We start from the raw sequence: 25,152 nt of genomic DNA, 5'->3' as shown, positions 1-25,152 counted from the left end.
GTAGAGCTAACCGGCGCTGCGCGGCTTTATCGCGCGGCGTCCAGCAACCGAAGGGAGCGAGGTTGAGCGCCATGTTATGCACGGACGAACACCTTATGTTCTTTGCCTCGATCATCGGTGGTGGAAACAATAATTTCGTGTCCCATTTTTGTCAGCCTGTAACGGACACGAATGTCTGATAGGCGTTCTGCCTCGAGCCGTTGGTTGGTAATGTGTTTTGGCAACCAATCTTTCCAGTAGGCGATGGATTTGAGGAGTACTTCCGGGTACTCGCCCGCTGGAGAAACCTGCCCGTTAGCAAAGTTGATATCGATTTCGTAGCTAGGGAAATGGAGGGCGAGTTCGGGCAGAACATCAAGAATGTACTGGTCATCGACGTAGTTCATCAGGCTCACGAATGAGTGGCCGAAATTGTGCAGCATGGCGTCAATGTGTTTGTACTTCATAGTGCATAACGTAGAGCTAACCGGCGCTGCGCGGCTTTATCGCGCAGCGTCCAGCGACCGAAGGGAGCGAGGTTGAGCGCCATGTTATGCCTTTATCTTTGGCTTGGTTCGTCATTTTCGATGAAGGCCCACGGGATTTCTCGTTTGAATATGGCGATAGATTCCTCGACAACGCTCAGCGGTACGTACTTCTTGTACAGGGAAACCTCTCTGGATTTTTTGGTGTCGTCGCGGAAAATCTCCAGCGTCAATTCATCGTTTAAATATATCTCGACGCCAATACTGTCTCGGTCGTGTACATCGCTTGCAACAACCACCTTAATTTCAGAATTGCTATCCATTGGTGAGTTCAGTTCGGAAGTGGCGCATAACGTTGGAGGTAACCCGCCGCCGGAGCGCAGCGGAGGGAACCCAACAGCGGTGCGAAGCGCCGCTGTTGGGCGGTCGGGTTGACCGACGGGTTAGGCGGCGGGTTTGGTGCTGAGTAAACAGCGCTAAAACAGCAACTTGGCTTTCCTTGGCGCAGTGCTTCAAAGGACTCCACCGCGGTAGAAGCTTTGCGTCGTTTCGTGACGGCCTCACGCATTTCGTAAGACCTCCAGAACCTTGCCATGGCCGATGACTTTGCCTTCCCAGACCGAAAAGGATGCGCCGACCGGGAAATGCGGAAGAGCGGCTTGTGGAACGAGAAACTGGACCCCAAAACGCTGCACGCTGCCAAGGGTGGAGCCTTCGAGCGGAACAAAAAAGCGAACTGAGAAATGCTCGTTTCCGACGCCCAAAATGCCCCGATACTCGCCGCCCAAAATCTGGCCTTGCCTGCCCCCTTCTTCAGTTGAAAGGAACGTGATTTCTACGACAATTTCGGGCGTAATCGGAAGGCTCATGGGGAGACGCCTAACTATAAGTAGACGTTCTAAAAATAAAATCCGGGGCGTCCTAAAAATAAAAATCGATACGAAACTACATCCGTATTGGCGAATGCTCGACATGTTTGCTGTTTAAATATACAGTCATTTCATGACCCATACACCCGCACCGTCCCAGCCTCGCCTGCTCGACAGGGTACGCAACCGCCTGAGGGTGCGCCACTATTCGATTCGTACGGAAGAGGCTTATCTGGGCTGGATTAAACGCTACATCCTGTTTCACGGCAAGCGCCACCCGGAGGAAATGGGGGCGAAGGAGATCGAGGCCTTCCTGACGCATCTTGCTGCTGATCGGGATGTGGCGGCGGCAACGCAGAACCAGGCGAAGAGTGCGATCCTGTTTCTGTATCGGGAGGTACTGGCGCTGGAATTACTCTGGCTGGACAACGTCATTCAGGCGAAGGCGCGGCGGCGTGTGTCTGTGGTGCTGACCGAGCAAGAGGTGCAACTGGCGCTGAGCCGGATGCGCGGCGTGAACCGGCTGATCGCGACGTTGCTCTACGGCGCGGGGCTTCGCCTGATGGAGGCTGTGCGGCTGCGCGTGAAGGATGTGGAGTTTTCGCGGCACGAGATCGTGGTGCGATCGGGCAAGGGTGACAAGGACCGCGTGACGATGTTGCCGGGCGCGCTGGTAGTGGAATTACAGAATCACCTGAATCAGGTGCTGGCCCTGCATCAATCGGATCTGGCGCGCGGCGGCGGGACTGTCTACTTGCCGCACGCGTTGGCGCGCAAGTACCAGCATGCTGAACGGGAATGGGGGTGGCAGTACGTGTTTCCGGCGGCGACGCTATCGCTCGATCCGCGGGACGGCATGCAGCGTCGCCATCATCATGACGAGCGTTCGCTGCAGCGGGCATTTCGCCAGGCGGTGCGCGACGCGGGCATCGTCAAGCCTGCCACGCCGCACACCCTGCGCCATAGCTTCGCCACGCACCTGCTGCAGGGCGGCTACGACATCAGGACGGTGCAGGAACTGCTCGGCCACAAGGATGTGCAGACGACGATGATCTACACCCATGTGCTGAACAAGGGCGGCCGTGGGGTGGTCAGCCCGCTCGACAGCTTGTCCTAGCGCGGCTTGGAGCGCCGGCGGAAGGTGGCCACCGGGGCGGTGTTGGGCCGGGTGGCGATCTTTTCGCCGGTGCTGTGACGGCGGTGCCGCCTCAATGCCCCCCGGCCCCGCCGACCGAGCCAAACGGTGGCTTGGCGAGCCAGACGACGACGATCAGCGCAACAAAGATGGCGGCGATGAGCCAGAACACCTCGCTGGTGGCGATCATGAAGCCCTGAGCGTTGATCAGACGCTCGACCTGGGCGTAGGCGGCGTCCTGCGTCAGGCCCAGCGATTGCAGCTTGCCGAGGTAGTCGGTCGCGGCCGGGTTGTAGGCGTTGATCTGTTCGGTGAGCTGGGCGTGGTGCAGCGTGGCGCGGCGATCCCAGGTGGTGATCAGGGTGGCGGTGGCGAAGCTGCCGGCGAGCGTGCGGAAGAAGGTGGCGAGACCGGCGGCGGAGGCGATCTCCTGCGTATTGAGGCCGGACAGCACGATCTGGTTGACCGGCACGAAGAAGCAGGCGACGGCGAGGCCCTGGATCACGCGCGGCCACAGCAGGTTCTGGAATGGCGTGTCGAGGTTGAAGCTGCCGTACCAGAAAGCGGTGATGCCGAACACGACGAAGGCGAAGCTGCAGATCAGGCGCAGGTCGACGCGGTTCACGTTCTTGCCGACGATGGGCGAGAACAGGAAGGCGAGGATGCCGACCGGCGCTGTCGCGATGCCGGCCCAGGTGGCGGTGTAGCCCATCACCGTCTGCAGCCACAGCGGGAACAATACCGTGGTGCCGAAGAAGGCGAAGAAGCCTAGCGACAGCGCGAGCGTGCCGTAGCGGAAGTTGCGGCGCTTGAACAGGCGCAGGTCGACGATCGGGTGTTCCTCGGTCAGCTCCCAGATCACCAGGAAGGTCAGCGCGACGACGGAGAGCACGGTCAGCGAGAGGATTTCGGTGGAGCCGAACCAGTCGTGCTCGTTGCCGTTGTCGAGTACGTATTGCAGGCTGCCGACGCCGATCACCAGCAGCGCCAGGCCGATGGCGTCGATCGGCAGCTTGACGGTGGGCGTCTCGTGGCGCTTCAGCAGCGTCCAGGTGACGGCGGCCGAGAGCAGGCCGACCGGCACGTTGATGTAGAAGATCCACGGCCAGGACATGTTGTCGGTGATCCAGCCGCCGAGCAGCGGGCCGAAGATCGGCGCGATCACCACCGTCATCGCCCACAGCGCGAGCGCGAGGCCCTTCTTGTGCGGCGGATAGTTGCTCAGCAGCAGCGTCTGCGACAGCGGCACCATCGGGCCGGAGACCAGGCCCTGCAGCAGGCGGAAGGTGACCAGCATCGGCAGGCTGGTGGCGAAGCCGCACGCGAGCGACATCAGCGTGAACAGCAGCACCGAGGTGACGAACAGGCGCACCTCGCCGAAACGCTTGGCCATCCAGCCCGTCAGCGGCACGGCGATGGCCGAGGCGAGGCCGTAGGAGCTGATCACCCAGGTGCCCTGGTTGGGGCTCACCGCCAGGTCGCCGGCGATGTGCGGTACCGAGACGTTGGCGATCGACATGTCGAGCACCTCCATGAAGGTGGCGACGGCAACCGAGAGGGTGAGCAGGCCGAGCGTGGCGCCCCGGATGGGCGCTGGGGCGGCGGGTGTGGCGGTGGCAGTGGACATCGAGATGATTCCTGTTCGGCCGGATCAGCCGTGTTTTTTGACGGTGTGGCCGGCGTTGGCGCGCACGATGTCGGCGATCAGCTTGTCGGCGGCGCGCGCCTGCTCGTCGAACACCCGGGTCTGGTACACCGTCTGCGCAGCCGGAGCCTGCGCCAGCACCGCGCCGTCGCGCCGGTGGGTGTCGATCTCCACGTCCATCGACAGGCCGATGCGCAGCGGGTTCTTGCGGATTTCGGCTGCGTCGAGCACGACACGCACCGGCACGCGCTGCACCACCTTGATCCAGTTGCCCGAGGCATTCTGCGGCGGCAACAGCGCGAAGGCCGAGCCGGTGCCAGCGGCGAGGCCGGCGACCTTGCCGTGGTACTCCACCTTGCTGCCGTAGAGGTCGGCTTTGAGCGTGACCGGCTGGCCGATGCGGATATGGCCGAGCTGGCCTTCCTTGAAATTGGCATCGACCCACAACTGATCGAGCGGCACGATCGACATCAGCGGCGCGCCCGGCTGCACGCGCTGGCCGAGCTGCACCGCGCGTTTCGCCACATAGCCCGACACCGGCGCCGGCATGCCGCCGCGCACCTGCGTCAGGTAGGCGTTGACGAGCTTGGCCTTGGCGCGCTCGACCGAGGGGTGCTGCTCGATCGTGGTGTCGGCGATCTGCGCTTCGAGCGTCGCGACCTGCTCCTCGGCCACCTTGAGCGTGGCCTCGGCGCTGGCGACGGCGTCGCGCGCATGGCCGACTTCTTCGGCCGAGACGGTCTGGTCGGCGGCGAGCGATTCGCGTCGCTTCAGGTCCGCCTGGGTGCGTGCCAGCTCGGTGCGGCGCAGCGCGACGGTGGCGCGTGCCTGCTCGGCACTGCCGAACAGCGCCCGCACCTGGCGCACCGTGTCGGCCAGCTCGGCGCGGGCCTGGGCGAGGCCCACGGCGGCGTCGGTCGGGTCGAGCGTGATCAGCGGCTGGCCCTGCATCACCATTTGCGTGTCGTCGGCGTGGATGGCGGTGACGGTGCCGGCGGTCTGCGGCATCACCTGCACGATATTGCCGGCGACGTAAGCATCGTCGGTGGCCTCGCTGTATTGGCCGACGGTGGTCCACCAGGCGCCGTAGGCGATGCCTGCGCCGGCGAACACGGCGCCGACGGTGAGCATCATGCGCTTGCGCTTGCCGTTGCCGTTGCCATTGCTATTGCCGTTTTGCGGGGTGGTTTGTTGTGCGTTTTCCATATGTGACTCCGGTGTGCTGTGGTGTGAGCGGCTTCTGGTCGCTCAGCCCTTGTTGTTCGTTGCCGCTGGCGCCTGGTAGCCGCCGCCCAATGCCTTGATCAGGCCCAGCTCGGCCTGCAGCCGGCGGTCCTGCAGTTCGACCGCCTTGCCGCGCTGCGCGAGTACCTGGTTTTGCGCCGCGAGCAGGTTGCCGCGGTCGGCGAGGCCGGCCTTGAGGCGGCGCTCGGTCAGCTGCAGATTCTGGCGTGCGGCGTTGACGCCGCCGTCGACGGCCTTCTGCTCATCATCGAGCGTCTGTAGCGTGGCGAGCTGGTCAGCGACCTGGCGCACCGCATCGACCACGGTCTGGTTGTACTGGCCCACGGCCACGTCGGCCTCGGCATATCGGGCGCCCAGGTTGGCACGCAGGCGGCCGCTGTCGAGTATCGGCAGGCTCAGCGCTGGGCCGCCGCCGAGAATACGGTTCTGCGCGTCGATCAGCTCGCCCAGCCGGTAGCTGGTGAAACCGAGGAAGGCCGTCAGGTTCACCGTCGGCTTGAACTGGGCGCGGGCTGCCTCGGCCTGGCCCAGTGCGGCGGCGATGCGCGCGCGCTGCGCTACGATGTCGGGGCGGCGTTCGAGCAGGGTGGCGGGCAAGTTGTCCGGCAAGGTCGGGTGGGCAAGCTGCTGTGCGGCTGGCGCGTCGAGCCGGGCGGCGCGTTCCGGGCCCTTGCCGAGCAGCGCGGCCAGCGCATGGCGCGTGAGCTGCATGTCGCGTGCAAGCTGGGCGCGGGTGGCGCGCACGGCGGCCAGATCCTGCTCGCCCGGCTTGCTGGCGAGCGTGGTGTCGAGCCCGGCACGGATGCGTTTTTGCACCCAGGCGATCTGCGCCTCGCGCTGCTGCTCGATGTCGGCCTGGATGCGGTCGCGTTCGAGCAGGCCCTGCCACTGGAAATAGGCCTGCGCGATGGCGGTCGAGAGGATCAGTCGTGCGCTGTCGAGCTCGGCTTCGGCTGCGCGGCTCTGGCCCAGCGCGGCGTCGAGCAGGGCGCGGTTCTTGCCCCACAGGTCGAGCTCGTATTTGAAGTCGAGCGCCAGCCGGCCCACGTTGGCGTACTGGCCGGCAAACGGCGGCGGCGTGGTGCCGTGCTGGGCGAAGCGCTGGCGGCTCAGGTCGGCATCGAGCGCCACGCTCGGCCCGCGGTTGCCGTCGGCCAGCTCGACGCCGGCCTGGGCCGCCTTGAGGCGCGAGGCGGCCGTCTGCAGGTTCGGGCTGTCGGCCAGGCCCTCGTCGATCAGCCGGGCGAGCTGCGTATCCTGAAACACAGCCCACCAGTCGGCGCGTGGCCATTCGCCTCGGGGCAGGCTGTCGGCGAGGCGGCCCAGCACGGGGGCCGGCTGCGGCTGCGCGGTGGTTTTCAGGCCGGCATCGCTGGCGCAGCCGGCCAGTGCGGCGGCGGCCAGGGCTGCGAGGATCAGTGGGGTGGTCTTCATGGTGGCTCTCTCGTGATTCGCCAGTTACTTACAGTTAATATAATTTCATATGAAAATATATTGTCGATAAAAAACGCCATCGCAGGATGGCGCGGTGTGCCTCAGCCGTTCTCGATCTTGCCCAGCAGCTTGCGCAGCATCTCTTCGAACAATTGCATTTCGCCCGGGCTCAGCGGCGACCAGGTGTCGACGTGATGCTGCCAGGCCACCGGGATGACTTGTCCGATCAGCTCGCTCGCAGCCGGTGTCAGCGCCAGGAAGACCTTACGGCGATCTTCGGTGCATTGCACGCGGGTAATCAGGCCGCGCTGTTCGAGCTCGTCGAGCAGGCGCGTGGCATTGGTGCGCGTCACCGTCAGCACGTCGGACATGTCCGATGGCGTGAACTTCATCTCGGGCGCCGAGTGCAGCGTGATCAGCACATACCAGGTGCCCCAGTGCAGCCCGAATGGCGCCAGCACCTGGTTCAGCCGGTCGAGCGTGCCATTGTTCAGGTGGCGCACCATCTTGCCGAGCAGGATCTGCTTGGCCGGCATGCCCGGCAGCTCGCGCGCCAGGTCCATGATGCGTTGCTCGAAGAGTTTCAGTTCGCTGCTCATGTCATCACTGCCAAATAATCATGAGCGAAATAATAACAAATGAAATTATTTTGTCAATGCGGCATGGCGAAATGCAGCGCCTCGGGCTGGGGCAGGCGCAGATGGGGCTGCTGGCGGTAGAACTCGCACAACAGCTGGTAGATGGCTGGGTAGCCGGCGCGGAGTATATCCGGCGTCTCGAAGAAGCATTCGCTGAGTACGGCGAAGAACTCGGCCGGGTTCTCGCTGGCGTAGGCATCGATCTCGGTCTGCTCGCCGCTGTCGACGCGGCGGCAGAAGTCGAGGTAGGCGGCCTTGAACTCGCGCGTCCACACCGCCTCGGACATGCCCTTGTGCAGCGGCGGAAAGCCGTTGGCGCTGCCGTTGCGCATGTCTAGCTTGTGTGCCATCTCGTGGATCACCACGTTCCAGCCGTCGAGCCGCACCGATTCGCGCGCATCGGGCCAGGACAGCAGCACCGGGCCGTCGTGGCGGGCTTGCCCCGCCAGCACCTGCTCGCCCTCGTGCACCAGGCCGATCGCATCGCGCACCGCGTCGCGCGTGACGAAGGCGGTCGGGTAGACGATCAGGCTCTTCCAGTCGGCGTAGCTGTCCGGGTCGAGGTTGAGGATGGGCAGGCAGGCTTGCGCGGCGATGACGAGCTGCTGGTGGTCAGAGAGTTCGTAATCGCCGACGCCGAAGATCGACTTGTCGTGCAGGAACCAGATCACGTGCTCCTTGAGGCGCTGCCGTTCGGCGCCATCGAGCCCGTGAAACACGGGCCGGGACAGCACGCTCTGCCACGCCGCCTCGGGCAGCTGGAAGTCGCGCAGCAGTCTGGCCCGGCGGCGCTTACGGAAGAAGTCGAACATAAAAAGCCTGCTGGAAGGTCAACTGTCTATCTGGCACCGGATCGGCAGAGTTCAAGCCTCGCGTGCGGAAATCGCTGCGGCCTGCCGCCGCTGCAGGCTGGGCGCCACGCCGAGGCCAGCGCCAGACCCCGCCACCCATCCCGCGCTCAGGCCGGCCCGCAAGGCCCGTTGCAGTGGGCTCGCGGCGGCGCACACAAACGTCATAATCCCTTGCTAGCCTGCTTTGGCACGGCGCCCGGGCATGGGGAGCTCATGCCCGCCTGCGTGCATCCCTTCACGATAGAGGAGCAGCCAGCATGAGCATTTTCGATAAAGCCAAGGAACTCGCCGAACACGCTGTCGAATCGGGCAAGGAGCTCGCCCACGATGCGGCCGATGCTGTCGGCGGCGCGATCGACGCGGTGTCCGACGGGGTGTCCCATCTCGCGGAAAAGGTCAGCGACGCGATCGGCGGCGACGACAGCGAAGAACTGGCCGACGAGGCACCCGACGAGACCGACGAGCAACTGCTCGAAGGCGACGACGAGCATGAAGCCGAAGCCGACGAGGCTGACAGCGACGAACACGCGCCGGCTGCCTGAGCAAGAGCCGCGGGGGTGCAATGCCCCCGCCGCGATCAGGCCGCCAGCGTGAAGTAGAAACAGGCCCCGGCACCGGGGCTCGATTCTGCCCAGATCTCGCCGCCATGGCGATGCACGATGCGTTGCACGCTGGCGAGGCCGATGCCCGTCCCCTCGAACTCGCGCTGGTCGTGAAAGCGCTGGAAGGCGCCAAACAGCTTGCCGGCGAAACGCGGGTCGAAGCCCGCGCCGTTGTCGCGCACGAAATACACCGTCCTGCCGTCGCGCTGCTCGGCGCCGAATTCGACGCGGCTCACCGGCTGCCGGGCGCTGAACTTCAGCGCGTTGCCGAGCAGGTTGTGCAGCACATTGCGCATCAGCTGGCGGTCGGCCGAGGCGCCCACCTCGGGCGCGGCCAACAGCTCCCGCGGGTGGCCGGCGTACTGGCCTTCGAGCTCGGCCCACACCTCGCGGGTTAGCGCGCTCAGATCGAGCTGTTCGGTCTTGAGTTCGAGGCGGTTGATGCGCGCCAGCCCGAGCAGCGCGTCGATCAGCTCGAACATGCGCCTGCTGGCGTTGCGGATGCGCAGCAGGTAATCGCGCTCGTCCGCCGTCAGCTTGCCGGCGCATTGCTCGTCGAGCGCCTGCGAGAAGCCGTCGATCGCCCGCAACGGCGCGCGCAGGTCGTGCGACACGGTGTAGCTGAAGGCTTCGAGCTCCTTGTTGGTGGCCACGAGCTGGTGCATCGCATGGTCGAGCTGCATGGTGCGCTGTTCCACCTTGCGTTCGAGCTCCTCGGTGTGCTCGAGCTGGATGCGCTCGTTCTCGGCCTTGAGTATCTTCAGCCGGTGCGCCAGCGCGAACGACAGCAGCAGCACTTCGAGCCCGGCGCCGATCTGCAGGCCGTAGGTGGTGACGAAAGTGGCCGGCACGGCGTTGACGGTCTTCAGCGCGTACAGCAGCATGCCGCCGAGCAGCGAGGTCCAGGCGATGATGAAGTAGCGCGCCTGCACCAGCCCCCGGTTGCGCCAGATATGGCAGCCGGCGATAAAGATCACCATGCTGATGATCAGGCCTACCAGCGTGGCGATGCGGATCAGCAGCGAGTAGTCGGCCACCACGCCGGCGGCGGCAACACCGAGCATCGCGAGCTGCAGGCCGGCCAGCACGCGCTTGAGTGTCGGCAGATACAGGCCGATCTGCAGGAAGCTGCTGCTGAACTGGATGATCGCCACCAGCGACAGCGACAGGAAAAACGGCACCGACAGCGCGGCCCAGCGTGGCGATGCGGGCCACAGGTATTCGAAGGCGAGGCCGTTGAGGGAAAACTGGAACAGGCTGAAGCTCGCCACGTACAGCACGTAGTAGAAATAGCTCGCGTCGCGCAGTGACAGGAACAGCAGCAGGTTGTAGCAGAACATGGCCGCCAGCAGGCCGTAGAAGGCCGCCAGCAGAAACAGCTCGGAGCGGTCGCTGGCGGCGAAGGCATCGGGCCGCCACAAGCGCAGTGGCAGCTGCAGCGAGCCGCCGGTCTGCACGCGCAGGTAAAGCTCGGTTGGGGCATCCCGCGCCAAGGGCAGGCGGAACACCAGGTTCGGGTGATCGACCGTGCGGCTCGTGTAGGGCAGCGCCCGGCCGCCGCGTATGAGCGTGACCTGGCCATCGGGCGTGCGCAGATAGACGTCGACATGGTCGAGATGCGGGTACTGGTTTTCCAGCAGCCAGTCGCGCTGGTGCGCGTCGCGGTTTACGAGCCGGATGCGGAACCAGTAGGCCGAACGCGTGAAGCCGAAATTGGGCACGGCATGCTGGCTCGGCTGGAAGGCGACGTTACCGCCGGGTGCCGCGACATCGCTGAAGCCAAGCTGCCCGCTCGGGTCTTCGCGCCACTGCACCAGCGCGCCGAGCGGCTGCATGCTGGTGTTGGCATCGATGGTGACTGGCTCGAGGGCCGCCGCACATGCCAGGCTGGACCACGCCAGGCATAGCAGCAGGCAGGCCACCCATAGCCAGCGGGCGCCGGCATCGACAAGGGTTACGCGCAGCGGGCTGGCGTCGGCAAGGGGCGTGGGGTACGTCGGCATGTCGCGGCAATGCACTCCTGACCATTCGGGATGAACCATGGGCACACTCATATATAGCCGGATATTCACCTAATGGTACATTCGATTATCGGCATTGTCGTACCCATGCCGGCCCGAATTGGTGAACGACTGACCACCGAAAATAGAGCAAGTCGGCACAAACGGCAAGCCGCGCCGCCTGCGGCGGTGCGGCAAGAGCAGAAGGGGACGTACTGGATGCTGGTGGCCGGGGCCTCGGGCGCGCTGCGACATGCCCGCCGCCGTTTGCATGCGCTGGCGGCAGGTGGTCGTTGCAGATGCCCCGCACGGCCTTGCCAGCAGCGCGGCTGGCCGGGGCTGAGCGGGCACCGGACGGCGCCCGCCCGTGCTACTGGTAGCGCAGCGCCTCGATCGGGTCGAGCCGCGAGGCCTTGAAGGCCGGGTAGAAGCCGAAGAACACGCCGGTAATGGCCGAGATCGCGAAGGCGATGCCGACCGCATCGCTGCTGACCGCCACCTGCGCCTTCCAGACGCTCTCCACCAGCCAGGCGCCGCCGACGCCGATGGCGACGCCGATCAGCCCGCCGGTTAGCGACAGCGTCAGCGCCTCGAGCAGGAACTGCGTGAGGATGTCGCGCTGGCGCGCGCCGATGGCCATGCGGATGCCGATCTCGCGGGTGCGCTCGGTCACCGACACCAGCATGATGTTCATGATGCCGATGCCGCCAACGACCAGCGACACCGAGGCGATCGCGCCGAGCAGCAGCGACATGGTGCGCGCGGTCTCGGCCGCCGAGTTGGCGACGGCAGTGAGATTGTTGACGAAGAAATCGTCGTCGGCATCGGCGCCGATGCGGTGGCGGTCGCGCAGCGTTTCCTTGATGCTGCGCTCGGCCTCGGCCATGGCGGCATCCGACTCGGCCTGCACCAGGATCATGCGCACCGAGCCGCGAAAGCGCGAACTCGACAGCGTGCGCAGCGCGGCGGTGTAGGGCACGATCACGGTGTCATCCTGGTCGCGGCCGTCGAGGCTCTGGCCCTTGCTGCCGAGCACGCCAATCACCGTAAACGGCGCCTGGCGGATGCGGATGGTCTTGCCGACCGGGTCATCCTCGCCGAACAGGTTGCTGGCGACGGTGGCACCGATGATGGCGACGCGGCGGCTGCTCTGCACATCGGCATCGTCGAACGGGTCGCCCTGCGCCATCTGCCAGTCGCGCGCGGTCAGGTAGTCGGCATTGCTGCCCATCACCATCGTGCTCCAGTTGTTCGACTCGTAGACGAGCTGCTGCGAGCCCGGGACTACCGGCGCGGCGGCGGTGATGCCGGGCAGGGCGCGGATGGCGCGGGCATCGTCGACGGTCAGCGTGGTGGCGTTGCCGCCGCCGGTGCGCACGCCGCCGGCCTGCTGGCTGCCGGCCAGGATGATGAACAGGTGGCTGCCCATCGAGTCGATCTGCTTCTTCACCGCGTTCTGCGCGCCCTGCCCCACGGCCAGCATCAGCACCACGGCGCCGACGCCGATCATCATGCCGAGCATGGTGAGGAAGGTGCGCATGCGGTTGGCGCCGATCGCGTGCCAGGCTTCGCCTATCATCGGGGTCAACATGGCCAGCTCCTTAGTTCGGTGGCGTGGTCCTCGACGATGCGGCCATCGCGGAACAGCACCTGGCGCCGCGCGAAGCGCGCCACGTCGAGCTCGTGGGTGACCAGCACGATGCTGATGCCCTCGTCGTTGAGCGAGCAGAACAGGTGCATCACGTCGTTGCTGGTCTTGCTGTCGAGGTTGCCGGTGGGCTCGTCGGCGAGGATCAGCGTGGGCCGGTTGACCAGCGCGCGTGCAATCGCCACGCGCTGTTGCTGGCCACCCGAGATCTGGCTCGGCCGCGCGTCGGCGAATTTGGCGAGGCCGACCTTGTCGAGCTGTTCGAGCGCGCGCTGGCGCCGCTCGTCGCGCCCCATATTGGCGTAGACCAGCGGCAGTGCGACGTTTTCGGCCAGCGTGGCGCGCGGCAGCAGGTTGAAGCCCTGGAACACGAAGCCCAGCGTGCGGTTGCGCAACGCGGCGAGCTCGTCCTGGTCGAGCGTGGCGACATCGCGCCCGGCAAGCCGGTAGCTGCCGCCGCTGGCGCGGTCGAGGCAGCCCAAGATGTTCATGAAGGTCGATTTGCCTGAGCCCGATGGCCCCATGATGGCGACGAACTCACCCTGTTCCAGGCGGAAGCCCACCTCGTGCAGCACTGGCACCGGGCCGGCCTCGGTCAGATAGGTCTTGTCGAGCGCATCGACCTCGACGATGGCTGCCGGCATCAGAAGCGCCTCATCATCGGGCCGCCCGGCGGCTGCGCCAGGCCACCCGATTTCGACTCGGCCTGGTTGTCGCCGACGACGACGCGGTCGCCTTCCTTGAGCGCGCCCTCGACCACTTCGGTCACGCGGCCGTCGGTCAGGCCCACCCTGAGCGGGATGGCCCTGAGCTGTTCGCCCTGCAGCACGTAGACCTTGCCGGGCCGGCTGTGGGCGCCGTTCTGGCCGTTGCCGTTGGCGCCCGCCTTGGCGCCGCCGCTCTTGTGCTCCCTGGCGCCTGCGGTGGTGCTGTCCTTGGCCGTCACCAGGTCGGCCGGGCGGAAGCGCAGCGCGCCGTTGGGCACGGTCAGCGCGTGCTCGCGGCGGCCGAGCTCGATGTCGACATAGGCGGTCATGCCGGGCAACAGCTTCTGCCGGTCGTTGTCGACATCGACGACGACATCGTAGGTGACGACGTTCTGGTCCGTCGTCGGGTTGAGCCGCACCTGGCGCACTGTGCCGCTGTAGTTGCGGCTCGGGAAGGCGTCGACGCGGAAGCCCGCCTGCAGGCCTTCCTTGATGTTGCCGAGATCGGCCTCGGCGAAGCGGGCGTCGATCTGCATCTTGGTCAGGTCCTGCGCGATCTTGATCAGCGTCGGTGTCTGGAAGCTGGCGGCGACGGTCTGACCCTCGTCGACCACCTTGTCGATCACCACACCCGAGATCGGCGAGCGGATGATGGCGTTCTTCATATTGTATTCGTCGGCGGCGATCACCCCGAGCGACTGCTGCACGGCGGCCTCGGCGGTGGCGAGGTCGGCCTCGGCCTGATCGAGCTCCTGGCGCGAGGCGAATTCCTGCTTGTAGAGGCCGCGCATGCGTTCGGCCTGGGGGCGCACCAGCGCCAGCTTGGCGCGGTTCGCGGCGAGGGCTGCGCGGCTCTGCGCGAGCTTGGCCTGCAGCTGTTCGGTGTCGAGTTCGAGCAGCACCTGGCCTTCCTTCACCGTGCTGTTGTAATCGACATAGAGCTTCTTCACCGTGCCCGATACCTGAGTGCCGACATTGACCACGCGCACCGGGTTGAGCGTGCCGGTGGCGCTGGCCGTCTGCACCACGTCGTTGCGCGCGACGATCTGGGTGCGGTAGCGCTCGGCCGGCGGTTTGGCCTGCCAGTGGCGGTAGCCGTAATAGCCGCCGGCGGCGAGCGCCGCCACGACGGCGAGACCGATCAGGGAAGAGGTTTTGTTTTTCATCATCAGGCAGGGATCAGGGTTGGGACGGCCACGCGCTCGGGCCGGTTGTCGGGTCTGCGGGCAGCGCGCCGCCGAGCGCATAGGCCAGCGCGGCACGGGCGGCATACCAGTCGTAGTGCGCGGCGATCAATTGCTGCTCGGCGTTGGCGCGCGCCGTCTGGGCGGTCAGCACATCGAGCAGCGAGGCGACGCCGGCCTGGTAGCGCGCGAGCGCCGCCTCGTAGGCCTTGCGTGCATTGGCGACCACGTCCTCGGCGGCCTCGCTGGTATCGAGCGCCGAGCGCAGGCTGTAATAGGCCTGCCAGGCATCGTTCTCGACGCTCTGGCGGGTGCGTTGCAGATCGGCCTCGCGCGCTTCGGCCAGCGCCTCGGCGCTGCGGATGCCGGCGGCGGTGCTGCCGTCGAGGTCGAACGGAATGTTCAGGCTCACGCCGATATTGCCGCCATTGAGCGTGTCATAAGGCGCGCCGGTGCGGCTTGAGCTGGCCGTGGTGGATACGCTCAGCGTGGGCTTGCCCGCTGCCTTGGCCGAGCGCACCGCGGCCTCGGCCGCCTTCAGGTTGCTCAGCGACTGGCGCACCTCGGGCCGGCTGTTCAGCGCCGTGGTCAGCAGGCCGTCGAGCTGGCTCGCCGGCAGCGGCGAGGCGGCCAGGCCGGTGGGCAGCGCGGCGAGCGTGGGCAGGCGGGTCGGGCTCAGGCCCATGGCCAGCGCCAGGTTGCCGCGCGCGGCGGCGAGCTGGCTCTCGCCCTTGGTGCGGTCGAGCGTGGCCTGCGATAGCTGTGCGCGTGCCTGCAGCACATCGAGCGGGGTCGCGCTGCCCACCGCGAGGCGGCGCTCGGCGGCCGCCAGATTGGTGCGGGCGGCCGTCTCGGCGATTTTCGCGGCGTCGATCTGCGCGCCGGCCTTGGCCGTATCGAAGTACGCTTTCGAGGTATTGAGCCAGACCGTCGCCACCGTCGCGTCGGTATTGGCCTGCGCGGCCGAAAACAGCGCGTCGGCCTGGTCGATGCGTGCCTCGCGCTGGCCGAAGTCGAACAGCGTGTAGGCGAGCTGCAGCGAGGCGCGCTGCTGGCCGGTGTTGCGGCCGCCGCTGCGCTCTTGGCTGGCGCCGACTGTTGCCGAGAGCTGGGGCCGGCGTGCGGCGCGCGCCACGTCGAGCGCCGCCGCCTGCGCCTTGGCCTGCGCCCAGGCCGACTGGGTCTGCGGCGCGCGGCACAGCGCGAAATCGAGCGCGACGGTCAGTGTGAGCGGCGTCGCGGGCAGCGGGTCGGTACACGGAATGGGAGCCGCCTGGAGCGGCAGGGCAAGCACGAGGCCTGCGAGCAATGCGAGATAGGGTTTTGCCATGATGGGAAAGGGGTGGGCGGAAAAGCCGGAGCACCGCGCCGCCTGGGCTACTGGTGCTGCGAAGTGTGGCATCGGGCGCCCGGCTTGGCCAGTGCGCCTCATCGATCAGTGATGGCTTTTACATTCTTTAACAAGTGCGCCCGGCGGCTTGCGACGTGGCGGCCAGCGGCCTCAGGCGGCGATGCCGACCTGCAGCGTGGCGGTGTAGCCCTGGCTCACGTCGCCTTCGAGCGTGGCCATTTGGTAGGTGGTGCCGTCGCTGAACACATTGTCGCTGGCGAAGCCCGTCACCGAGCTGTTCTGGCCGTGTGCGACATACAGGCTGGTGTTGTACACCGCCGTGGTGACGGCCTCGGGGAAGGCGATCTGCGAGGTGGCGGTGGCCGTCACCGTGAGGTTGTCGTTCAGGTAGACCTGGAAATGGACGTGCGTGATGCGGCCCGCGTACCAGCCCGGGTAGATGGTCTGGAAGCTCACCATGCCGTCGGTGTCGGCCAGCTGGATGCCGCGCAGGAAGGTCTGCCCGACCGTGTTGCTGGCGGGCTGGCTGTAGCCCGAGTAGACGCCATCCTTGTCGCAATGCCAGATGTACACCGCCGCGTTGCTGATCGGCGCGCAGCCCTGGTTGACGTTGACGAGCTGCAGTCTGAGGGTGAGTGGCAGGCCGGCCTTGCCCTCGGTGATGTTCTGCCGCGCCATGGCCGCATTGCTGAGGATCGCGAGCAGCGGGTAGGGGCCCTGCGTTTCCTGCGGGATCAGCGCGCAGCTCGCTGGCGTGGTGACCGTGGTGGTGCCGGTGTTGCCGGTTGAGCTCGTGCTGCTGCCCGTCGTGCCTGCGGAGACCGTGTTGCCTGTGCCATCGCTGGTGCTGGTGGCCGTGCCGTCGCTGCCGCCCGATTCGCTGTTGCAGCCGATCAGGCCCAATAGGCCGGCCAGGCCCATGGCGCCCATGGCATCGCGGCGGCTGAGTGGGGGTATCGTCTTGCTGGTTTCCGACATGAATGGGCTCCGTCCAGTGGCTTGTTGTTGGTTGCGACTGCCTTTGGCAGTCTGGCCGTCAGGCTAGCAACAAGCTGTGAATCAACTGTAAACGGCGCGGCCGGATTGATGTGCAAGTATTAACGGCAGGCCCAAGCTTGCCCTGAAAGCCAATACGGACGGGGCCTGCAGCTTGCCAGCAGGGCCCGCCCGCATTGGCCCGCAGGCCGTCAGGGCACGAAGCAGTAAATGATGCCGCCGATCAGCAGCAGGCTGGCGGTGGTGAGCTTGATGCTGTTGGCGAGGCGGAAGCGCAGGCTGAAGAACAGCACATAGCCGAGCACCGACAGCACGAACACCACGACCGCCGTGATGTCGATCAGCCACGACCACGCCGCGCCGCTGTGCTTGCCGCGATGCAGGTTGCGTATCAGCGTGGCGGCGCTGGCGTGCTGAACGGTGAGCTCGGTGCTGCCGTCGGCGAGATTGACGATCAGGTCCGATTTGCCGGTGGCGCCGTCGAGGCGGATGTGCGCTTCGCCGTCGAGCACCTCGCCACTCGCGTAGTCGCCACGCAAGGGGTGCTGGCGGCCGACGGCATCGGCCAGCGCGCGCAGCGGCTCGCTTGCGGCCTGGGCCGCCGCCAGTTCGGTTTTCGGCAGGGTGAGCTGCTGCGCGTCGCCTGCCGGCTTGCCTGCCGCGAACCATTTGGGGTGGTTGAGCAGCATGCCGGTGAGCGAGAAGAAGATCAGCGCGATGAAGGCAAATGCCGACAGGTAGGCATGCAGCATGCGGCTCTGCTTGAACAGCTCGGCCCTGAAGCGGCTGCGCTGCGGGTGCGGCTTGGCGGCTTGCTGTTTCTTCGGCGCGCTTTGGGTCGGGTCTTCGCGTTTCACTTGGCCTTCCCGTAGCGCAGTTGCAGCGTGCCGATCTCGTCCTTGGCCGGGTAATCCTGCGCGAAGGCCCTGGCGCCGACATCGAGCTCGAACATCTCATAGCTGTGGCCGCCGTGCTCGCGGCTCGCCTCGACATGCACCAGGTAACGGCCCTGCGGCGCGCGCTGGCCGGCGTCGTCGAGGCCATCCCAGGCGGCGCTGTAGCGGCCCGGCGCGCGGGTCGGGCGGGTCATGCCGTCGAGCCCGCCCATCTTGCGGCCATAGCGGCGCCACCACACGTAGTTCGAGTCGAGGTACTTGGCCTGATTGCCGAGCAGCAGCAACGTGCGCACCAGGTTGCGGTTGGCATCGGTGATCCAGATCGCGAGATACGGCGATTTGTAGGTGTCGGCGTCGAGTTGCGGGATTTCATAATCGATGATCGCCGCAAAGCCCGCCGGCCAAGAGGGGGCCGGCGCGCCCGTATCGGCCGCCAGGAGGGGGCTCGCGCGGCGCGGCTGGCTGTCGAGCGCGGCCAGCATGGCGTGCCAGCCGGCCGAGGCCTGCGGCCCCGCATCGCTGATGATCAGCGTTTCGACACCGGGCAGGGCCTCGGCGACGAGGATCGCCTCATGTGCGGGCATCACCGAGAAGGCCGTCGCCAGCGCATCGGCGTCGGCCGCGCTGGAGGCGACCACGGTGGCGCTCTGCGTCGCTATCACCGGCTGGCCGGTGAGCGGCGACAGCGTGTGCGGGTAACGCTCGCCGCCGATGGTGAGGTCGCGCGCGCCACGACCGCTGGTGGCGACCGCGCAATCCCTGAGGCACAGCGTGGCGAGCGGCGCGGTGTTGTCCTGCCCGGCCTGTGGGTCGGCCACGCCGATGCGCCAGCCGGCGCGGTCCGGCGCCTGGCCCCAGACGCGCACGTCGCCGCCGATGTCGATCATCAGCCCGGCCACGCTGGGCGCGGCCTCACGTGCGGCGAGCAGGGCGGCATCGACGATGTGGCCCTTGGCGATCGCATCGAGCGCGAATTCGACCTCGGCCGGGCGGCTCACGCTTTGGCTCACGGCATCGAGCGACACCGGTGCGGCCGCGATGCGGCTGGCCTGTGCCGCGAGTTGCGCCGCATCGGGCACGGCCTGCCGCCACTGGCCGATCAGCCCGCCGAGCCGGCCGCTGAAGGCATTGCCGGTGCGTTCGCGCCAACGCTCGGCCGTGGCGATCACGTCGAACAGCGCGGGCGACACGGCCAGCTCCGTGCTGCGGTTCAGGCGGGCGAGCTCGCTGTCGTCGCGGTAGCCGCTGAGGATGGCGTCGAGCCGGGCGATCTCGTCGCGGATCGCGGCCATGGCGCGCGCCGCATCGGCCTCGTCGCGCGCCATGACGAGCACGTCGAGCGAGGTGCCGAGCACGAAATCGTCATGGAAGCGGTAGGCCTGGGCGGCCTGGCTGGCCGGCGCCAGCACGGCTGGTGCGCCGCCATGCAGCGCCGCCGTGGCGAACGCGGGCGAGAGCAGGCCGGCCGCGGCAATCGCGCGCGCCAGCGAGGATAGGCGGAAGAGGCTTGTCGGGTGGAGCATGCGGGGTTCCTTGGCAGCAGGTGCTGTCGGCTGGTGTTGGCAGGGCGCTGTTGCCGCCCTGGCCCGATCCGGTGCCGGCCGGGCAAGGCCGTTATGTACTGAGACGGCGGCGGGCAGCCAGGCGGCAGCATCGGCCCGCCCGGGCTGCGCCATGCTCAGCGCACGACTTCGAAGGTCATCGTGTAAGTGGTGGTGCGGCTCGCCGGGGCCTCGGCCGGGCCGCGTCTTGCCGGGTAGCGGGTGTTCATCAGGTAGATGCCGGGGCGCTCGAAGTTCAGCGTGACGCGGCCATTGGCGTCGCTGCGCGCCTCCTGCGCGATCTTCTTGTCGTCGTAGGCATTGCCGCCGCGATAGACGGCGAAGGCCACGTCGCGCACCGGTTTGCCGTCGTCGAGCACCTCGAAGGTGAAGCCCCGATCGAGGTAGATCTCGTTCGGATGGGTGATCGGGCGCACCTCGAAGCCCCGGCCGCTGGCCTGCAGCGCGTCATTCGACGGCGCACCACGGGTGACATAGGTTTCGACACGTTGTACCGCCTGCACCTCGATTACCTGCGTGCCGGCCGGGATCATCGCCTCGTCGATGGCGCGTGGCCGCTTGTCGTCCGTTGGCGCGGCCTGGGCTGCTGGTGGCTGGGCCTCGCCCGGCTTGGTTTCCGGCACGGGCGCCTTGGCACCGGCTGGCCGCACCTGGCGCCATTGGCCGTCGATCAGCGCCATCTTCGAGATACGCGTGCTCTGGTCGCCGGTGGTGAACTTGTAGGTGCCCGTGGCCGGCAGCGGCACCTCGATCGCGGTGAAGTCCTTGAGCTGGGCCAGCGCATCGAGCCTGGCACGCTGGCCGTCGGGGCCGATCACATAGTAATCGGCATTGCGTATCGGCAGATCGGGAACGAAATACAGGTCCTCCGTCAGGGCCGCTTGCAGGGTCACATGGTCGCGGCTCACGCCGAATTCGAGCGGCAGCAGGAAAGGGGTGTGGGCCTGCGCGGCCGGTACGGACAGCAGCGTGGCCGTGCCGACGAGCAGCGCGCGAAGACGGGTGGGAGTAGGAAGAACGGCCATGGATGCGCTCCTGTCTGATGAGTCGATTCGAGATGAGGTGCGCAATTCTAACGGCTAATTCGCATTGTTGCTATTAATAATCAATCTCATTTGCAAATAAATACACGCCCAAGGGAGTTGCAACAAGGCCCACCAGCACGCCGGCTGCCGGGGCAAACCGAGGGCTGCGGCGGACGAGCGCAGGAGATGGCGTGCGTCTTGGACGAGGAGTGTTGAGGATGACGAGTGTCGAAGATGGCGACACTGTCATGTCCGCCCCCTCATCCACCCAGTCAAGTTGCCACCCGTGCCGCTGGTAGCGTCGCGATGCCATGCTGGACAAGGCCGCCGGCAGCATGCATGCCGTTCTGCGTAATCGCCCGTGGCGGCGCCCGCGTGTGGCCGTGCCGGGAGCTCAGGTGATGGCGGGCGCCATGTCGGGGCCGTGGCTCGCCGGCTTGATCAGCGTCTCGATCGTCAGCCCAGCCTGTCTGGGGCTGCCCACGCCGGCCGCTACGGGGTAGGGCTCAAGCTGGCCGGTACGCCGGTAGCCGCGGCGCTCGTAGAATGCGATGAGCTCCGCGCGCGCCGACAGCACGACCATGCGAAACGAGTGCGCCGCGAAGTGTTCCGCCGCATGCGCCTCGGCTGCCGCCAGCATGCGCTTGCCCAGCCCTTGCCCTTGCTGCCCGGGCTCGCTCGCGAGCATGCCGATGTAGCTGCAGTCGCCATCCGCCTCGATATGCACGCAAGCGGCGATGGCCGGCCCTCGGCACAGCAGCAGCACGCATGAGCGAGGCCCATCGAGCGCCGCGACCTGCTCGCTGGAGATGCGCTCGCCTGCCACCCAGTCGGCTTCGTGGGTCCAGCCGCGCTGCTGCGTGGCTGGCCGATAGGCGCGGTTGACCAGTGCGGCGATGGCCTGGGCATCGGCCGGTGTGGCAAGACGTAAGGTGGTGGGCATGGAGGATTCGGCCTTTGCGGGGCAATTCATGAAGCTGTCATTTTATGCTTGTCGCAGCCCATAAAAATCGACACAATGAAATTGTTCGATGCTGCAGTGCAGCAATCGACGGCTCGACCAGCTTGTCGCGATCGGGCTGCCTGCCCCCGGCAGGTCGCGCCAGCCGCAACGGCGCTTGCAGCAACGATGTCCGTCACGATTCGATTCCCTTGTCTGCCCTACCTCTGACGCAAAGGAGATCTACCATGGCACGTCCTGCAACTTTTCGCTCGATCCGCACCGTTGGCGACCTGAAGGCCGTTCTGAGCGCCTTTCCCGATGAACGCGAGGTACAGGTCAGTTTCACGCCCATGCAGGGTGACGGCACCTATCGCGGCGAGATCGACGCCGACGCGATCGTGCATCAGGTGGCAGACAGCAGTGGCGAGCAATATGTCGTGATCGACGTCCACCAGACCTTCGGCGACAAATTCCGCGAATTCAGCCTGTAAACCCGCGCCGGCGTCGCCAAATGGGCGGAGCCGGCGCCTACCAGAGCAGCTTGATGGCGCCTGCGATCGACAGGAAGGTGAACACCCACAGCACGACCTGCCCCGAGGTGCCCTCAAAGCGGAAGCCGAGCCCCTCGAATTTCACCGGCCCCGAGGTCTGCTGCAGCACCACGACCAGAAACACTGCAAACACCGCCGCGACCGGCAGGCCGACGATGGCCGGGAAATGGCTGCGTACCAGCTCGACCATCATGTCGTAGGGCGCCAGCGTCAGAAAGCCGGTCAGCACCACGCCGGCGGCAACCGGCACGGCCACGGCCATGACCCAGGCAAGCATGATCTTGGGAGGCGAACGCATGGCGGCTCTCCGGCGGGTGACTCGGGGTGTCGCGCCGCCACGATGGCGGCGCCAATCTCTGATTAGCTCAGCAGATGTAAGTGATCAAGCCCTTGCCGCTGTCGCTGGCCTGGATCACATAGGCGCGGAGCTCATCGAAATAGGCCAGCAGGTAATCGAGGGCTTCGTCGGGCGACTCGTCGGCCCGATCCCAGATATTCGGGTAGACCTCGGCCCTGGCCATCGCCGTCGGCTGGTAGGCCGCGCGCAACTGCTCGTGCGTGACACCCGCCAGGGCCTGTCCGAAGGCCCGCACCTGTGCGCTGTCGAGCACGCGGGCCGGGCCGTAGCCGATTTCGATGTCACCGACGGTGCGGCCACCCTCGATGATGTAGTTGAGTGGCTCGCTGCCGCCCCAGGCGGTGCCCGTCAGCAGGTAGTGGATACCGTGCCAGGCCTTGTCCAGGTCGATTTCGTCCGAACTGCCGTCGTCGAGCAGGTCCTCGATCAGCGCCGGCTCGTGCAGCAGTGCTGCGATCTGCTCGTCGGTGGCGATTCTCCACGCGGAGATCATGCTCATGGGGGCTCCTCTTGCATCTTCAATAAATGGCCCGGCGGCACGCTGACGGTCCTATTTGTCCCTATTCGACCGTGCCGGCGGGGGCTGGCGACGATTATGGCGGCGGCCCAGGCCCTTGGGTAAATATATTTGCGGCACAGCGGCCCCGGATGGCGTCAGAGCTTCATTTCCAGCGCCAGGCTGGCGCTGCGGTAGGCGCTGTCCTCGCTCAGGTCGGTGCGGATCACGCCGTTGTCGAGCACATAGCGCGTGGCGCCATCCATGCTGTTGGCGAGCACATTGCCCAGCGTGAGGCGCAGCCGCGTGCCGCGGTCGATGGTCCAGGTGGCGAACAGGTCGAGCACACGCTTGGCATCGATGCGGTTCAACTGGTTATTGGCCGGGCGCACGTTGTAGCCCGGCGTCCAGTTGAAGTTGCTGCCGACGCTGAGGGGCAGGCCGGGCAGGCGGTAGTCGGCGCCGAGGTTGAGCACCTGGTCCGGCTGGTCGTCGAGCCGGTTGTCGGGGCCGTCGATGTCGGCGACTTTCGACACGAAACGGCTGTAATTGGCGCGGAAATCGATCTCGGGCGCGCCATCGACGAGCTGGCTCAGGCGGAACTTGCTGTCGAGCTCGATGCCGGCGGTGCGTGCGTTCGACAGGTTGAGCGGGCGCGACACCCAGCGGCCGTCTTGGAGGCTGGTCTGGCGTCGGATCAGCTCGTCTATCCTGCGCCAGAACAGGTTGGCGCCGATCACGCTGTTGTCGGCGAAATAGCTTTCGACGCCGAGCTCGGTGCCCCAGGCCAGCTCGGGCTTGAGATCGGGGTTGCCGGTGCGGTCGGGGCGGGTCGGGCCGTTGTTGCTGTTGGTGGAGATGCGCGGGCTCAGGTCGCCGAGCCCTGGGGCCTTGTAGCTGCGCGCAAGGCTGGCGCGCAACTGCTGCCGGTTGCCGTCGCCAAAACGCCACACGCCGTGCAGCGACGGGCTCAGCACCGACAGGCGGTTGTCGTGGCGCTGCTCGCCGGTGTCGGCCGACTGCTGCAGTTGCTCCCAGCGCAGGCCGAGGTTCAGCGCGCGCCGTTCGTCGATGTCCCACTCGTCCTGCACATACAGCGCGCTGCGTCGCTCGCGGGCATCGAACTGGTCGCCGTCGGCATTGCCGGTGGCGACGCCGTTCTCGAGCTGGGTGCTGTGCTCGCTGCGGCGGCTCTGGCCGCCTTCGAGGCCGGTTGAAACGAGGTGCGTGTCGAACAGCGGGCGCGACCATTTGAGCGAGGCCTGCAGGCCGTGGTCGCGCATGCGCTGGCTTTCCTCTACGTGGCGCAGCAGGGCGCCAGCAGCGTCGCGCTCGTCGCGGCGGGTGTCGTCGTCACCCTGGCTGGTATTGCCCGACACGCGCAGCAGCAGTTTTTCGCCCTGGCCCAGCCGGTGGTTCCAGCTTGCCATCATGCGCGCCTGGGTGGTGTCGCGTTCGGTGCGCTCGGCGGCCGTGGCATAGGGCAGGGCGGGGCCGGCAGTCTGGCTCTGCTCGATATTGCCGTCGGTGCTGCCGCGGCTTTTCACGATGAAGGGCTGCAGCATCAGCGTATCGGCCTCGTCCACGCGCCAGGTCAGGCGCGGCGACAGGTTGAGCTCGTCGGTGTGGCCCCGGCGGTGGCTCTGCGACTGCGAGTCGGCCAGCAGCGTGCCGTCGGCCGCGCGTTCCTCGCTCTGGCGTTGGCTCAGGCTATCCTGCCCGCGCGCCAGTACCGCCCCCGACAGCTGCCAGGACAGGCTGCCTGCGCGGTCGCCAAGCTGGCCCGATAGCTGCGGGTAAGCGTGGCCATGTTCGAGATTGAGCACGGCGCGCAGGCCCCGGCTTTTCTTGCGCGCGTCTTCGTTGAGCACGATGTTGATCGTGCCGGCCACGGCCTGTGCGCTGTACTCGGCCACCGGCGCGCGGATCACCTCGATGCGCTCGATCATGTCGACCGGGATCATGTCCAGCGACACGGTGCGGCCCTGGCGCGGCGGCACGCGCTCGCCGTCGATGAGGATCTGCGTATAGCCGCCGCCCATGCCGCGCATCTTGATCTCGCTCGGCCGGCCCGGGTTGCCAGAATAGGTGACGCCGGGCAGGCGGCGCAGGATGGCGCCGACCGTGCTCTCGCCGAAGCGTTCGAGCTCTTCCTTGTCGTAGATCTGCTTGGCGGCGGTGGCGTCGCGCCGGTCGTCGATCGCGCGCAGGCGGCTGCCGGTGACCTGGATCGTCTCCAGCTTGGGCGGGGTGTCCGTGGCCTCGTCGGCGGCGAGGCAGGGGGTGGCGATCAGATAGCCACCGAGCAGCGGGGCGAGTGTCAGGCAGTGGCGGGACAGGGAGCGGGATGGCATGTCGATTTGCGGCGCGAAGTAGTCTGGGCGCTGATCGTACTGCGATGGTTACGCTTGTTGAGCGGTATTCGCGAACTTTTACAATTGTATGATATTGATTGTTGTTCTCGTTATGAGGCGAGGCGGCTGCCATATAGGCAGCCATCCTGCGCTGCCGGGCGGGTATCAGGCCCGCCATGCACGACAGGTGTTGCGTCG

General features: G+C 66.6%; 24 protein-coding genes. 3 read left to right on the top strand and 21 right to left on the bottom strand.

The genetic code is table 11. The features are described 5' to 3' along the window. Window positions 1-74: 74 nt before the first annotated feature. From ABWL39_RS20295 to ABWL39_RS20285, 3 genes are all read right to left on the bottom strand, one after another. Complete coding sequence (locus ABWL39_RS20295) at window positions 75-446, bottom strand: hypothetical protein (RefSeq protein ID WP_367795868.1); 372 nt, start codon at window positions 444-446, stop codon at window positions 75-77. A 92-nt stretch (window positions 447-538) separates the two neighbouring features. Then, entirely contained in the window at window positions 539-787 is a 249-nt protein-coding gene (locus ABWL39_RS20290; protein ID WP_367795866.1) for a hypothetical protein, read from the bottom strand. A gap of 237 nt (window positions 788-1,024) precedes the next feature. Further along, window positions 1,025-1,333, bottom strand: a complete 309-nt coding sequence (locus tag ABWL39_RS20285; protein ID WP_367795864.1) for a hypothetical protein — start codon at window positions 1,331-1,333, stop codon at window positions 1,025-1,027. 133 nt (window positions 1,334-1,466) lie between these two features. On the opposite strand from ABWL39_RS20285, the gene ABWL39_RS20280 reads away from it, so the two are divergent. Next, entirely contained in the window at window positions 1,467-2,450 is a 984-nt protein-coding gene (locus ABWL39_RS20280) for an integron integrase (RefSeq protein ID WP_367795862.1), read from the top strand. Window positions 2,451-2,541: 91 nt separating this feature from the next. On the opposite strand, the gene ABWL39_RS20275 is transcribed toward ABWL39_RS20280, so the two are convergent. The 5 genes from ABWL39_RS20275 to ABWL39_RS20255 all read right to left on the bottom strand — a co-directional run bounded on the left by ABWL39_RS20275 (window position 2,542) and on the right by ABWL39_RS20255 (window position 8,242). Beyond that, the gene (locus ABWL39_RS20275) at window positions 2,542-4,095 is read right to left on the bottom strand and encodes a DHA2 family efflux MFS transporter permease subunit (RefSeq protein ID WP_367795860.1); all 1,554 of its coding nucleotides are present in this window, start codon (window positions 4,093-4,095) and stop codon (window positions 2,542-2,544) included. Window positions 4,096-4,119: 24 nt separating this feature from the next. Then, complete coding sequence (locus ABWL39_RS20270; protein ID WP_367795858.1) at window positions 4,120-5,319, bottom strand: HlyD family efflux transporter periplasmic adaptor subunit; 1,200 nt, start codon at window positions 5,317-5,319, stop codon at window positions 4,120-4,122. Window positions 5,320-5,361: 42 nt separating this feature from the next. Then, window positions 5,362-6,792: an efflux transporter outer membrane subunit gene (locus tag ABWL39_RS20265; protein ID WP_367795856.1), complete on the bottom strand. Its 1,431-nt coding sequence runs from the start codon at window positions 6,790-6,792 to the stop codon at window positions 5,362-5,364. 101 nt (window positions 6,793-6,893) lie between these two features. After that, window positions 6,894-7,391 (bottom strand): MarR family winged helix-turn-helix transcriptional regulator, encoded by a 498-nt coding sequence (locus ABWL39_RS20260; RefSeq protein WP_367795854.1) that lies wholly within the window; start codon window positions 7,389-7,391, stop codon window positions 6,894-6,896. Between the two features lie 53 nt (window positions 7,392-7,444). Beyond that, complete coding sequence (locus tag ABWL39_RS20255; RefSeq protein WP_367795852.1) at window positions 7,445-8,242, bottom strand: zinc-dependent peptidase; 798 nt, start codon at window positions 8,240-8,242, stop codon at window positions 7,445-7,447. 296 nt (window positions 8,243-8,538) lie between these two features. On the opposite strand from ABWL39_RS20255, the gene ABWL39_RS20250 reads away from it, so the two are divergent. Continuing rightward, on the top strand, window positions 8,539-8,823 hold the full coding sequence (locus tag ABWL39_RS20250; RefSeq protein WP_367795850.1) for a hypothetical protein: 285 nt from the start codon (window positions 8,539-8,541) through the stop codon (window positions 8,821-8,823). 35 nt (window positions 8,824-8,858) lie between these two features. Here ABWL39_RS20250 and ABWL39_RS20245 read toward each other — a convergent pair whose 3' ends face one another. From ABWL39_RS20245 to ABWL39_RS20200, 10 genes are all read right to left on the bottom strand, one after another. Then, window positions 8,859-10,886, bottom strand: coding sequence for a 7TM diverse intracellular signaling domain-containing protein (locus ABWL39_RS20245; protein ID WP_367795848.1), 2,028 nt, complete (start codon window positions 10,884-10,886; stop codon window positions 8,859-8,861). Window positions 10,887-11,253: 367 nt separating this feature from the next. Further along, complete coding sequence (locus ABWL39_RS20240; protein WP_367795846.1) at window positions 11,254-12,474, bottom strand: ABC transporter permease; 1,221 nt, start codon at window positions 12,472-12,474, stop codon at window positions 11,254-11,256. Then, window positions 12,468-13,175, bottom strand: coding sequence for an ABC transporter ATP-binding protein (locus ABWL39_RS20235; protein WP_367795844.1), 708 nt, complete (start codon window positions 13,173-13,175; stop codon window positions 12,468-12,470). The genes ABWL39_RS20240 and ABWL39_RS20235 overlap by 7 nt, the downstream gene beginning before the upstream one ends. Beyond that, entirely contained in the window at window positions 13,175-14,407 is a 1,233-nt protein-coding gene (locus tag ABWL39_RS20230; RefSeq protein ID WP_367795842.1) for an efflux RND transporter periplasmic adaptor subunit, read from the bottom strand. Before ABWL39_RS20230 ends, ABWL39_RS20235 begins: the two co-directional genes overlap by 1 nt. A 10-nt stretch (window positions 14,408-14,417) precedes the next feature. Beyond that, window positions 14,418-15,752: a TolC family protein gene (locus ABWL39_RS20225; protein ID WP_367795840.1), complete on the bottom strand. Its 1,335-nt coding sequence runs from the start codon at window positions 15,750-15,752 to the stop codon at window positions 14,418-14,420. A gap of 171 nt (window positions 15,753-15,923) precedes the next feature. Next, on the bottom strand, window positions 15,924-16,751 hold the full coding sequence (locus tag ABWL39_RS20220; RefSeq protein WP_367795838.1) for an intradiol ring-cleavage dioxygenase: 828 nt from the start codon (window positions 16,749-16,751) through the stop codon (window positions 15,924-15,926). A 209-nt stretch (window positions 16,752-16,960) separates the two neighbouring features. Beyond that, the gene (locus ABWL39_RS20215; protein ID WP_367795836.1) at window positions 16,961-17,626 is read right to left on the bottom strand and encodes a PepSY-associated TM helix domain-containing protein; all 666 of its coding nucleotides are present in this window, start codon (window positions 17,624-17,626) and stop codon (window positions 16,961-16,963) included. Further along, window positions 17,623-19,188, bottom strand: coding sequence for a DUF2271 domain-containing protein (locus ABWL39_RS20210; protein WP_367795834.1), 1,566 nt, complete (start codon window positions 19,186-19,188; stop codon window positions 17,623-17,625). Before ABWL39_RS20210 ends, ABWL39_RS20215 begins: the two co-directional genes overlap by 4 nt. Before the next feature lie 155 nt (window positions 19,189-19,343). Continuing rightward, window positions 19,344-20,252 carry a DUF4198 domain-containing protein gene (locus ABWL39_RS20205; protein ID WP_367795832.1) on the bottom strand — a complete coding sequence of 303 codons (909 nt, stop codon included), beginning with the start codon at window positions 20,250-20,252 and terminating at the stop codon, window positions 19,344-19,346. A gap of 394 nt (window positions 20,253-20,646) precedes the next feature. Further along, on the bottom strand, window positions 20,647-21,225 hold the full coding sequence (locus ABWL39_RS20200; RefSeq protein WP_367795830.1) for a GNAT family N-acetyltransferase: 579 nt from the start codon (window positions 21,223-21,225) through the stop codon (window positions 20,647-20,649). 215 nt (window positions 21,226-21,440) lie between these two features. Between ABWL39_RS20200 and ABWL39_RS20195 the strand changes: the two genes are divergently transcribed. Beyond that, window positions 21,441-21,686 carry a hypothetical protein gene (locus ABWL39_RS20195; protein ID WP_367795828.1) on the top strand — a complete coding sequence of 82 codons (246 nt, stop codon included), beginning with the start codon at window positions 21,441-21,443 and terminating at the stop codon, window positions 21,684-21,686. A gap of 37 nt (window positions 21,687-21,723) precedes the next feature. On the opposite strand, the gene ABWL39_RS20190 is transcribed toward ABWL39_RS20195, so the two are convergent. The 3 genes from ABWL39_RS20190 to ABWL39_RS20180 all read right to left on the bottom strand — a co-directional run bounded on the left by ABWL39_RS20190 (window position 21,724) and on the right by ABWL39_RS20180 (window position 24,954). After that, entirely contained in the window at window positions 21,724-22,044 is a 321-nt protein-coding gene (locus ABWL39_RS20190; RefSeq protein WP_367795826.1) for a hypothetical protein, read from the bottom strand. A 67-nt stretch (window positions 22,045-22,111) separates the two neighbouring features. Beyond that, a complete protein-coding gene (locus ABWL39_RS20185) occupies window positions 22,112-22,603 on the bottom strand; it encodes a YfbM family protein (RefSeq protein ID WP_367795824.1) in 492 nt (163 codons plus the stop codon). 155 nt (window positions 22,604-22,758) lie between these two features. Next, window positions 22,759-24,954: a TonB-dependent receptor plug domain-containing protein gene (locus ABWL39_RS20180; RefSeq protein WP_367795822.1), complete on the bottom strand. Its 2,196-nt coding sequence runs from the start codon at window positions 24,952-24,954 to the stop codon at window positions 22,759-22,761. Window positions 24,955-25,152 lie beyond the last annotated feature (198 nt).

The organism is Chitinivorax sp. PXF-14 (genome assembly GCF_040812015.1).
GTDB lineage: Bacteria > Pseudomonadota > Gammaproteobacteria > Burkholderiales > SCOH01 > JBFNXJ01.
This window is presented reverse-complemented; position numbering and strand designations above follow the sequence as displayed.